The sequence below is a fragment of the Mycobacterium sp. genome, from assembly GCF_035603715.1.
Taxonomy (GTDB): domain Bacteria; phylum Actinomycetota; class Actinomycetes; order Mycobacteriales; family Mycobacteriaceae; genus Mycobacterium.
In genome coordinates this window covers 1-11,144 of sequence record NZ_DATNJW010000489.1, presented here as the reverse complement: position 1 = coordinate 11,144, position 11,144 = coordinate 1, and the positions used below count along the sequence as shown (strand labels likewise).

10 protein-coding genes are annotated in these 11,144 nt (G+C 63.0%); 6 read left to right on the top strand and 4 right to left on the bottom strand.

Annotated features, from left to right (window positions below):
• The 4 genes from VN856_RS20390 to VN856_RS20380 form a co-directional block, all read right to left on the bottom strand.
• Positions 1-1,076, bottom strand: a 1,076-nt coding sequence (locus VN856_RS20390) for a S1C family serine protease (protein WP_325692310.1), incomplete at its 3' end; no start/stop codon positions are given.
• A 5-nt stretch (positions 1,077-1,081) separates the two neighbouring features.
• Entirely contained in the window at positions 1,082-1,765 is a 684-nt protein-coding gene (locus VN856_RS20385) for a sigma-70 family RNA polymerase sigma factor (RefSeq protein WP_325692308.1), read from the bottom strand.
• Positions 1,762-1,923, bottom strand: coding sequence for a DUF7429 family protein (locus VN856_RS28975; protein ID WP_422656569.1), 162 nt, complete (start codon positions 1,921-1,923; stop codon positions 1,762-1,764). Before VN856_RS28975 ends, VN856_RS20385 begins: the two co-directional genes overlap by 4 nt.
• A 107-nt stretch (positions 1,924-2,030) precedes the next feature.
• Positions 2,031-2,618, bottom strand: a complete 588-nt coding sequence (locus VN856_RS20380) for an HdeD family acid-resistance protein (RefSeq protein ID WP_325692306.1) — start codon at positions 2,616-2,618, stop codon at positions 2,031-2,033.
• A gap of 397 nt (positions 2,619-3,015) precedes the next feature.
• Here VN856_RS20380 and VN856_RS20375 point away from each other — a divergent pair, with 397 nt between their 5' ends.
• The 6 genes from VN856_RS20375 (at position 3,016) to VN856_RS20350 (ending at position 11,023) form a co-directional block, all read left to right on the top strand.
• Positions 3,016-3,624: an NAD(P)H-dependent oxidoreductase gene (locus tag VN856_RS20375; protein WP_325692305.1), complete on the top strand. Its 609-nt coding sequence runs from the start codon at positions 3,016-3,018 to the stop codon at positions 3,622-3,624.
• A gap of 679 nt (positions 3,625-4,303) precedes the next feature.
• Complete coding sequence (locus VN856_RS20370; protein WP_325692303.1) at positions 4,304-4,705, top strand: DUF732 domain-containing protein; 402 nt, start codon at positions 4,304-4,306, stop codon at positions 4,703-4,705.
• A 132-nt stretch (positions 4,706-4,837) separates the two neighbouring features.
• Positions 4,838-6,034 (top strand): AMP-binding protein, encoded by a 1,197-nt coding sequence (locus VN856_RS20365; RefSeq protein ID WP_325692301.1) that lies wholly within the window; start codon positions 4,838-4,840, stop codon positions 6,032-6,034.
• A gap of 238 nt (positions 6,035-6,272) precedes the next feature.
• Positions 6,273-6,701, top strand: a complete 429-nt coding sequence (locus VN856_RS20360; protein ID WP_325692299.1) for a hypothetical protein — start codon at positions 6,273-6,275, stop codon at positions 6,699-6,701.
• Positions 6,702-6,804: 103 nt separating this feature from the next.
• The gene (locus VN856_RS20355; RefSeq protein ID WP_325692297.1) at positions 6,805-9,504 is read left to right on the top strand and encodes an MGH1-like glycoside hydrolase domain-containing protein; all 2,700 of its coding nucleotides are present in this window, start codon (positions 6,805-6,807) and stop codon (positions 9,502-9,504) included.
• A gap of 139 nt (positions 9,505-9,643) precedes the next feature.
• Positions 9,644-11,023 (top strand): 2-polyprenyl-6-methoxyphenol hydroxylase-like oxidoreductase, encoded by a 1,380-nt coding sequence (locus VN856_RS20350; RefSeq protein ID WP_325692295.1) that lies wholly within the window; start codon positions 9,644-9,646, stop codon positions 11,021-11,023.
• The last annotated feature ends 121 nt before the right edge of the window (positions 11,024-11,144 follow it).

The following is an 11,144-nucleotide window of genomic DNA, read 5'->3' as shown; positions in this document are numbered from 1 at the left end:
ACCAACGCATCGGCGTTTTCAATCATGTGGTCATCGACTTTGGTTACCAATGCGCCGGTGGGCAGTCCGGCTGCCGCGGCGGGACTGCTGGCTGTCACGCCGATGATCCTGGCGCCGGGGTTATTGATGTCATTTCTCGCTAGCACGCCCAGCCAACCATGCGTTGCACTACCGGTGGTGATGAGTTCGTCGGCGATGCGGGCGGCGTTATCGACGGGAATGGCGAACCCAATTCCGATCGAACCACTGCGGACACCGTTCGAGCCGTCAACACCCCCCAGAGCCGCAATCGCTGAGTTCATGCCAATGAGTTCGCCGTTCATGTCGACCAATGCGCCGCCGGAGCTACCCGCGTTGAGCGCCGCGTCCGTTTGGATGGCGTCAAACGCCACGAACTGGTTAGCGGCCTCGGCGACAGTCGACACCGGGCGGTGTAGCGCGCTGATTACCCCCGTAGTCACGGTGTCCTGCAGACCCAGTGGCGATCCCACCGCCATCACCGGCTGACCGATCTGCAGACCGGCCGAATGACCGATTGAAATCGGGGTGAGGCCCGTAATCCCCTGCGCGCGAACAACAGCGACATCACTCTTCGGATCGGCGGCGACCACACTGAACGCGGCGCTACGCCCGTCGTGAAACGTCACCACGGTGCGCGCCGACTCGTGCCGCCCGGCGTCGATGGCGGCGACAACATGATTGTTGGTCATGATCAGCCCATCAGGGCTGAGGACGATACCCGAACCCAGTTCAGCTTCACCGCCTACGCTGGTTTGCAGCGTAACCATGCTGGGCAACACCTTGGCGGCGATCTGCTCGACCGAACGGGGCGCAGAAACGTCGACCGCGGAACGCGGTGTAGTAAAACCAGAGACTAACGCCTGGCTGCCGGTGGCCGGGGGGTGGACGAGCACAACCACGGCAGCACCAAGCGCTGCAAACAACATCGCTGCCGCGATGCCGCGACTTATGAATGTGCCCGCACGAGCGAGCCACTGACGACGCGCCGTTACCAATACCACCCGATGAAACGGGTAGGGGGCCTTATGGCGGCCGGCCCGCTGAACCTCAGACATAGACATCACCCCGTCGCGGACGTCGTCGCGGTTCCGGCACTGCTGACGACGTCGCCGAGTAGCTTGCGCAGTTGTCGTCGGCCGCGGTAAAGCTGCGAAGCCACCGTTCCGGCAGGGGTGTTCATGATCGCCGCGATCTCCTGATAACGAAGGCCCTCGACATCGGCGTAGTACACCACGTCGCGAAATGGCCGCGGCAGCGCCTGCATTGCCGACTTTAGGTTGTTGTCCAACAGCGCATTTAGCGCATGGTCTTCGGCTGAACGCAATGCCGCCGGCACCAAACGGACGTAGGTATCCATCAAACGCTGCTCGGTGACCTCCTCGGTGGAGAACTGCACCGGCTCGCGACGCCTCTTACGATAATCACTGATATAGCTGTTGATCAAGATCCGCAACAGCCACGCGCGCATGTTGGTGCCTCGCTGAAACGAATGAAACCCCTTATACGCCTTCATCATCGTCTCTTGCACCAGGTCTTCAGCATTCGGACGATTCCGGGTCATCCGACACGCATGGCGGTAAAGAAGGTCACGCAGTGGTGCGGCCTCATCCTCAAACTGTGCGTGCAATTCCGCCTCGACTGACCGTCTTTGAATGGACCTGCCAACTTGTGCCGCCATCGGATAGGACTGTGCGGCAGCCATTGTCGTACCTTCGGAAACCATCATTTCACTTTGCCAGCTCATGACATCATCGCATTCACCCAGAGCCGCGAAAGCCGCTTGCAGGCACCGTCAAGAGGACGCGGTCTCGGGGCATCGTCGCCGGACCTCCCCATGTCCAGATCAACCTTGAATGTGGCCAACTGCCAACCCAAAAGGTTCAACCTAATAGTCACATTCATGTCGTGCTGCCGGAAATCGCGCACGGCTGGTTCGAGCCGTTTTCCTTCGGCGCCGGCGAAGATTGGTGCGCTGCATCCAATCGATCGGACGGGCAGGTTTCTCGTCGTCACGCTGCCACCCGCTGAGATAACGCCTCGCGCGTTTCGCGCACTGCCTTGGTGTCGCTGCGGATCTGGAAGGCCTGCACGACCCGGATCAGCCCGAGGACCACCAGTGACACACCGGCAACGATGGTAAGCACCACGATGGAGTCGAACGGCCAAACAAGCACGACGCCACCAGCTATCACGGACATCAACCCGAGAACGACGTACCAGCCCATGCCCGGCAAGTTGCGCTCACTCACGGCGGCTGCAATCTCAGATATCCCAAGGAAGATGAACCCGGTGCCAATCCAGAGTGAGAGCAGTAAGACGGCATAGGCATCGCCGATGTGGCGGAACGACAATATTGCCAAGACAAGCGACAACGCGCCGGTCAAGAACAACATGACACGAGTAGCTGCGGACCAGGGCAAAGTGAACGCGAAATACAGCTCTGCTAACCCGCTTATCAGCAAGTAGACACCGAATATGGTTGAGGAGACAAGGATTGTCGGGCCCGGCCATGCCAGTACCATGGCGCCCAACACGATGGTCAGGACACCCCATCCCAGTGTGCCTCTCCACAGCTGCGTACCGAGAGTGCAATCCATGATGCTCCTTCTTTCTTACTTCGTTTGACACATTGCTTTAACAACCGTCTACCGCTGTCGTTGCCTGTGGGCTGATTTGTTGCCGGCCTTTAGGTCTTCCTGCGATGAGTCGATCGTTAATGGAACCGAAGCCGGTGTCGATGTCGTTTCAGACAACGCATGTGAGATTCCGGTGTGGCCGTCAACAACATCGTCACAGCGCCGTGAAGCGACGCCGCTCGCCTGTACGCAATGACAGCAAGAGGTGCGCACCGTTGTATGCGACAACCTCGACACGCACGGTGGCCGCCCAGACGATCGAGTAATGCAGCAGACGAACCGGCAGACCAATTATCAAGGCGGGGAGCCAAATACATGCCACGTCGGCACGGAGGACACTTGCCGCGCGAAGCGGTGTATGACCGACACCACGGTGCTGGTGATGGCTGGGATCGATTCTGGCATGGTCAGCCGTGAGCTGACCGGTGCCGGTGCTCTCAGCATCCCAAACGGAATAACGCTCAACGTGTTCGACCAACTCGACTACCTACCGCCCCACAGCGAAGCCTCTGAAAATCAGAGATTTCCACGCCTGGTTACCGCATTGCACACCGCCGCCTTCGAGGCGCACGCTGCATTGGTTTTGACCGACTATCACGAGTACATACCCGCGACCCTCCGCAACGCCATCGACTGGCTGACGCGACGGTGGAATCACAATGCACTACAGGACAAACCGTTGGCCGTTATCGGCCCGACAGAAGACGGCTACAGCGGGGCCTGGGCGCGCCACCATACCGAAGAGTCCGATCGGTTCACGGAAACCCTTGTCATCGAGCCGATCACCGTCACGACCTTGCGCGAGGCCGTCACAGGGCTGGCTGAACAGGCGCACATCACGCGGGCTACTAGAGCCGGACAGCACTACGATCCTGGCCTGATGACGACGTTGACACCAGATATGAAGTCGCAGAGCCACTTTGGAGTTGATAGCGCGGCGGAGTTCGACGTCGGCCGCCCGCGCTGAGCGGCCAGCCGGGAGGGCAAGAGTCACGCGCCCCTGCCTCGAGGTTTCACGTTCGTTGACGCCTGGCGGGAGGGACGGCGTGAGGCCGACCCGAACAGGAGAAGAAACAATGAAGAAATTAGGGCTACGGGCTGTGATCGCCGGCGCCAGTGTGCTGACGATCATGAGCGCCGTTGACCGTGCCGACTTGCTGGGACAAGCCCACGCGGACCCGCGGTGCGCCACCAGCGGGGCGGATCCATGCCAAGCGCAAGCGGACCCGCCGCCTCAAGCGGACCCGCCCCCCGCACACCGACCCCAGATGGGGACTGTCTGCACTGGCGGGGGGCCGAAGACCGGAGGAGCTCACTGCTGGCAAGTGCCTGCACCCCGCGTCAACCTGAATCCCTGACAGATCGGCATAAGTACTCCGCAAGTGCGGAATACCGTTGCCAACCAACGACTGTCACCTCCGCCAGCGTCTGACCAGCCGGTGGCTCAGTCCACACCGTGGAACGCCGTGGCTTTCATCGTCGGATTAGGCGCTTGTTTTGGCCATGAGCACCGTCGTTTCTGGCTGTACCTGATCGGGCTTGCGCCGAGCACGCCCGCCCATCGTGCAGCGCGCACCAATCCGATCGACCAGTCAACGTCGGCGACAACTTCGCCATAACACCAAAATCAAAGGGAATCAATAGATATGACCACCTACCGCATAACCAATCCACTGAGGTTGGCCCAAGCCCTCGTCGGTGCCGCTGGAACCGTCATTGCCGTGGGCCTGGCCGCGCCGGCCGGCGCCGACCCGGTCACGACGGCCGGCGCAAGCCAGCCGTCGCAACCTGGCACACCTCAGGACTTCTTGGCCGCCGTACGGGCGGCGGGCGTCACCGGAACGGATCCCGGGATGCTGGCCGACGGCTACAACGTGTGCTGGCAACTGTGGAATCAGCACGTCGAAGGTACCCAGGTGGCCGCGGGCCTGGTGCGCGACTATCCACAGCTGACCACCGACGAAGCCGCTCATTTCGTGCTGGCCGCATACGGCGACCTGTGCCCGGTGCCCGGCGCGTATGACTATTGGGCTTACAGCACCAGCTGAACGTCACAGGATAAGCCGTTGTTGGCTGCCACATCGACACGCGGCACTCGTTGTCACTGATTCCATCGACACGGGGTCACGCCAAATCCCATTATCAAAGCAGTCGGAGGGCGTGCCCGCGGGGAGTTTTTCATGACTAATTTGAGCCTGCATCTCGTCGAGTCGGCAGACATGTACCCCGCTGGTTCCGCGCTGCGCTGTAACGGAGAAACGACGACGTTCTCGGAGTTGGCCGACAACGCCGCACGGTTCGCGGCCTACCTCGGCGACCGAGGTCTCGGCCCAGGTGACCGGGTGGGGGTCATGCTGGCCAACCGTCCAGAGTTCGCGATGGTTTTCTATGGCGTGCTGCACGCCGGAGCGGTTGTCGTGCCGATAGATCCGCTGCGAGGCGCCCTCGATGTCGAGTTCTTCTTGAGCAACACCGGCGCGCGGCTGCTGGTATTCGCGCCGTCATGCGGGCCTGCGGCTACCGCTGGTGCGCTGGCCGCCGGCGTTGCCCGAATCGGTGTCGGCGAGAACACGCTTGAGGACCTGACCGGCAGCTTTCTCGGGCAGCCGTGGCCAGTGACCCGCGCCGGCGACGACAACGCGGTCATCCTGCACACGTCCAACACAGCCGGGGTGCCCAAGGGCGCCCAACTCACCCACGGCAACCTGGCCTGCAACCAAGGCGTCATTGCGCGCCGACTGCTCAGTATCGGGCCCGATGACGTCGTAATGGGTTGCCTGCCACTATCTCACGCGTTCGGGATCACATGTGGGCTGGCGGCAGCGATCTCCACCGGCGCGACATTGGCGCTGCTTCCTGAGTTCGAGCCGGGCAGTGCGTTGGAACTGTTCGCGGCCGAACAGGTCACCGTCTTCGAGGGGTCGCCAGACATGTACGACGCCATGCTCGCGACCACGGCCGGCCACCAGCCAGACTTCGGCTCGCTACGGGTCTGCATCTCGGCGGGCCCAACAATGCCTGTGGAGAAGCTGCGCCGGTTCGAGGACACATCCGACTGCACTGTGCTCGAGGGCTACGGGCTGTCGGAAACGTCCGGACCGGCGTGCTTCAATCGTCCGAACGCGCCGCGCAAGATCGGTTCAATCGGCACACCCATCGACGGCGTGCAGATGCGAGTGGTCGACGAACACGCTACCGAGGTGCCGACCGGGACACCCGGCGAGATACAGGTCCGCGGGCCCAACATCATGAAAGGCTACTGGAACTCGCCGGAGGCCACCGCCAATGCCATTGTCGACGGCTGGTTTTCGACTGGCGATAGCGGCCGGGTAGACCAGGACGGATACTTCTTCATTGTTGCCCGCGGGAACACCTGATAGTCCGGGGCGGCCACAACGTGCGCAGGACGGCCTCTTCACATCGGCGAACGCGAAGTCAGCACGCCCATGCACCTGTTCCGCTGTCGTCGCGAATAACCTCCGCACGACGATTGTGTGTCGGCCAACAATGACCCGTCGCGACCCATAGCCGACGATCACTTTAGGCCGCGTTGAAGCGGCCCAACGTTAAGACGTTTGGCAACGAGCCAGCCATGAGTTGATAAAGGAGTTTCTAGTGGCAAACACAGATCTGAGTAGCCAGTTCGAGAAGATTTCCGACCACGCAAAGGCGGCGACACAACATCTTCGTGCGGCTGGACAGCGCACGAAGGATCAGCTTGCTGCCGACGCCGCCAGCGCACGGGAGAAGGCCACTGCTGCAGCCAATCAGCTGAAGCAGGACGCAGACGACTCCCGTAGCAAGGCGTCGTCACACTGGCAGGAGATCCGCGGCAAATGGCAGTCTCATGTCGCCGAGATGCGAACCCGCGCCCAGGAAAAGGCGGACCGGTTCGACGCCGACGTGACGGCTATGGATGCCGATCTGGCCGAGTCCTACGCACTTGATGCGATCGACTTCGCGCAGGCCGCCGTGGATGAAGCCGAGTCCGCGGTGCTCGACGCGATGTACACCCGCGCCGACGCGGAGGCATTGCGTGCCTGATGGCAGAAGGTGATTAGCCACGTGATATCCCCCGTGGCACCGCTCGGGTTCCTGTGAACAGCAAGCGGTTTCGAGATCGAATATGACGCCGGCCGCAGCGAGTGTGGAGCGCACCCGAGTCGACGGCTTCGGTCGGCTCGATTTGGGCTTGCGGCAGGCCAGCGACTGGTATTTGTGGGGACCGTATGTGAGCGAACGCCAGTGGGGCACGGTCCGCGAGGACTACAGCGCCGACGGCGACGCATGGACCTACCTGCCGCACGATCACGCACGCTCGCGCGCCTACCGCTGGGGCGAGGACGGCCTGGCCGGCTTCTGCGACATCGAGCAGCGGCTGTGCCTGGCGGTAGCGTTGTGGAACGGGCGCGACCCAATTCTGAAGGAGCGTGCCTTTGGCTTGACCGGGACAGAGGGCAATCACGGCGAGGACGTCAAGGAGTACTGGTGGTACCGCGACGCACTGCCCAGCCACGCGTGGAACAGCTGGCGCTATCACTATCCGCAGCAACAGTTTCCCTACCAGCAGCTGCTTGACGAGAACCGCCGACGCGGCAAGTTCGATAGTGAGTACGAGTTGCTGGACACCGGCGTCTTCGACGACGGGTACTGGGTCGTCAACGTGCACTACGTCAAGGCGGACCCGACTGACATCCTGATGACGATCAGCGTGACCAACGCCGGGCCAGAAACCGAACTTCTGCACGTGCTGCCGACCCTGTGGTACCGCAACACCTGGTCCTGGGATGTCGGAGCGGCCGCGCCCACGCTGGCTGCCACCGCCACCGGCGCGGTGGCGGTCGAGCACCCCTTCCTTGGCGACCTCGAGCTGCTGGCTGGCCCTGACCCGCAGGGCGGCGGGCCGGAGCTGCTGTTTTGCGACAATGAGACGAATGTTGCTCGGCTGTACGGGGTTACGGGTGGCTCACGGTGGCCAAAGGACGGCATCAACGACCATGTCGTGTCCGGGGCGGACACCGTCAACCCGCAGCGGCGGGGCAGCAAGTGCGCTGCGTGGTATCAGGTCACGGTGGCGCCAGGCGCGACTGCCGAATTGCGGCTTCGGCTGCGTCGGGCCGGCACCGGGCCCGACCCGGCCACGGCGTTGGACGCGGACTTCACCCGGGTGGTGGACCAGCGGCGCGCCGAGGCGGACGAGTTCTACGCCGAGCTCACTCCGGCCGCGGCGTCGGCCGACGAGGCCGCGGTGATGCGTCAGGCGTTCGCCGGGATGCTGTGGAGCAAGCAGTTCTATTACTACGAGGTGGCCCGTTGGCTCGACGGCGACCCGACCCAGCCGCGCCCCCCCGCGCAGCGGAAGTATGGCCGCAATGCCCGCTGGCCCAGCTTCGAGGCCTTCGACGTGATGTCGATGCCCGACAGCTGGGAGTATCCGTGGTTTGCGGCGTGGGACTTGGCATTTCACTGCGTCGCGCTGGTACACGTCGATCCGGCGTTCGCGAAGTATCAGCTGCTGCTGCTGTGCCGCGAGTGGTTTCAACACCCCAACGGGGCGCTACCCGCATACGAGTGGGATTTCTCCGACGTCAACCCGCCCGTGCATGCCTGGGCGGCGCTGGAGGTGTTTGGCATCGACGGAGGCCGCGACTTCGATTTTCTCAGCCGGATTTTCGACAAGCTGTTGGTCAACTTCACCTGGTGGGTGAATCGGCAGGACGCCAACGGCTCGAACCTATTCGAGGGCGGGTTCATGGGGCTGGACAACATCGGCCCCTTGGACCGATCCCACCTTCCCGTCCGCGGCGTCCTCAAGCAGTCCGACGCTACCGGGTGGATGGCGGGATACGCGTTGTCGATGGCCACGATTGCGGCGATCCTGCACGGGTCGGGGCAGCGACCCGCGCTCGATTTGGTGCAGAAGTTCCTTGAGCACTTCGCCGGCATCGCCGATGCACTGGAGACGGTGGGCACCTGGGACGAACGCGACGGGATGTTCTATGACCGCATCGAGCCGCCCGATGGCGACGCGGTCCCGGTCCGGGTGCGCTCGATGGTCGCCATGATTCCGTTGCTCGCGGTGGCGGTGGTCAATGAGCAGGCCATCGACGAGTCGTTGGTGACAGACAAAGGGTTCGCCCATTACCTGCGACATCATGGGCTGGGCGGCACCAAGGACATGATCGCCGCGGGGATACTGCGCGGCACGCCCGGCGAGCGGCGGCTCCTGGTCGGTGTAGCCGACCTCGAGCGGGTCCGTCGACTCTGGCAAACCATATTCGATCCCGCCGAGTTCCTCTCGCCGCATGGGCTGCGTTCGTTATCGGCCTATCACAGAGACCATCCGTACGTTTTGGACATCGACGGCGTGCGCGCCGGCATCGACTACGAGCCCGCCGAGTCGACCACCGCAATGTTCGGCGGCAACTCCAATTGGCGTGGCCCGGTGTGGTTCCCGCTTAACTACCTTGCCGCGACGGCATTGGAGCGCTACCACGAGTTCTTCGGTGCCGAGCTCACGATCGAATACCCGACGGGTTCGGGCAGCTGGGTCACCCTCGACGCAGTCGCCTCGGATCTTTGGGAACGCCTGGTGTCGATATTCCTGGTCGGCAACGACGGATCTCGACCATGTTTCGGTGGGATGGGACGGTTTCAGACCGACCCGCGCTGGCGGAACAACCTGTTATTTTTTGAGTACTTCCACGGCGATAACGGCGCGGGTCTGGGCGCATCTCATCAGACTGGGTGGACCGGGCTGGTGGCCGACGTGATCCGCCGCCGGCACCGCGCCTACCCGGCGGTATCGGAGGTCATCCAGCGGCTCGTGGAGGGTCAGGAAACCTGATGAGCCACCCCACGGCAGCATCTGATCGACCTGGGGGCTGAGCAGGTCGACCCCTCAACATCGGCGAAAAGCAAGTAGTCGACTACTGAGGCCGCCGTGCGCAAACCTCGCCATGCTGACGCAAGTCGGGAGGTTGCTAATGACAAAGCTCGGTGAGCATGCGGTGGTTCTGGGAGCCAGCATGGCGGGCCTGGTGGCCGCGCGAGCACTGGCCGAGTTCTTTGAAACGGTCACCGTGGTGGAGCGGGATGCGCTGAGCGACGACGCCGATCACCGCCGCGGCGTGCCGCAGGACCGGCAGATCCATGGCCTGCTACTGCGTGGCGCGCAGGCGCTCGAAGAGCTCTTCCCGGGGATCCTCGACGAGCTCGTCGGAGCGGGCGCACCCTCATTTGATTATCGGGATCTATCGAAGCTCCACTTCAATATGGGGGGGCATCTGGCCGTGCAGTCCGGTTCGGCCGAAGGACTGAGCGCGTACTCCCCGAGCAGACCATTTCTGGAGTCCCACGTTCGGCGCCGGGTACGCGCGATTCCCAACATCGCGTTCCTCGATAATCACGACGTCGTCGACGTCACCTGCAATACGAGCGGTGATCGCATCACCGGGGCGCGAATAGCAAGCCGTCACAACCAATCAGAATCAGAACTGTCCGCCGATCTTGTCGTCGATGCGACCGGGCGTGGCGCGCGGACACCGGCAATGCTGGAAAGGCTAGGTTACGACCGCCCAACCGAGGACGACGTCGTCATCCATCTGACGTATGCGAGTCAGTTGCTGCGGTTGCCACCGGAGGCGTTGCACGAGGTCGGTGGCATCGTGGCCCCGGTGCCCGGCCGCCCCACCGGCATGGCGATGCTGCGATACGAGCACGACACCTGGATGTTCGCGGTCTTCGGGATGGCGGGCAATGATCCACCCGTCGGATGTTCGGCGATGTGTGCCTTCGTCGAATCATTTGCACCCGCCCACTTCTTGGCGGCCGTTGAGGCCGCCGAACCTCTTGGAGAGACAGCGCAGCATCGGTTCCCGTCCAGCCGTTGGCGCCGGTACGACAAAGCGCGGCTGCTGCCCGAGGGCTTGCTGGTCGTCGGCGACGCGGTGTGCAGCTTCAACCCGATCTATGGGCAGGGTATGACGGTTGCTGCGCTGGAAGCCTTGGCGTTGCGAAATTGCCTGTCCCGGGGCACAACGGATCTGCCGCGGCGGTTCTTCCGAGCTACCGCAAAGCCGATCGGCCAGGCTTGGCAGCTGGCCGCCGGCGGTGATCTCCTTCTGCCCGAGATCGAGGGCACAGCACCGCTATCGACGAGGTTGCTCAACGGGTACATGGACCGATTGCTGACCGCTGCCGAATACGACACCGCCGCATTCGAGCAGTTCCTCAAGGTGGCCTGGCTTGTCGACGCACCGATTCGGCTGCTGCGCCCCTCGATGATGTGGCGTGCCGCCTCAGCCAACCAACGCCGGCAGAAACGCCCGACACCGGTCACCGCGACCAGTTCCCTGAACAGTTAGTTAGTTGATCTAGGTGGGCCGCTCGAGGAGTTTTCCTTTGTGGAAGGTTGCGCCGGCGCGCACCAGAGCGACCAGGTGCGGGGGTTGACCGCCCAGTCGTTGGGGTGCGTGAACCAGTACA

Bases quoted from the DNA above. Each gene is read 5' to 3' on its own strand.
- VN856_RS20385 (WP_325692308.1), bottom strand. From the start codon at position 1,765: ATGAGCTGGCAAAGTGAAATGATGGTTTCCGAAGGTACGACAATGGCT.
- VN856_RS28975 (WP_422656569.1), bottom strand. From the start codon at position 1,923: ATGAATGTGACTATTAGGTTGAACCTTTTGGGTTGGCAGTTGGCCACA.
- VN856_RS20380 (WP_325692306.1), bottom strand. From the start codon at position 2,618: ATGGATTGCACTCTCGGTACGCAGCTGTGGAGAGGCACACTGGGATGG.
- VN856_RS20375 (WP_325692305.1), top strand. From the start codon at position 3,016: ATGACCGACACCACGGTGCTGGTGATGGCTGGGATCGATTCTGGCATG.
- VN856_RS20370 (WP_325692303.1), top strand. From the start codon at position 4,304: ATGACCACCTACCGCATAACCAATCCACTGAGGTTGGCCCAAGCCCTC.
- VN856_RS20365 (WP_325692301.1), top strand. From the start codon at position 4,838: ATGACTAATTTGAGCCTGCATCTCGTCGAGTCGGCAGACATGTACCCC.
- VN856_RS20350 (WP_325692295.1), top strand. From the start codon at position 9,644: ATGACAAAGCTCGGTGAGCATGCGGTGGTTCTGGGAGCCAGCATGGCG.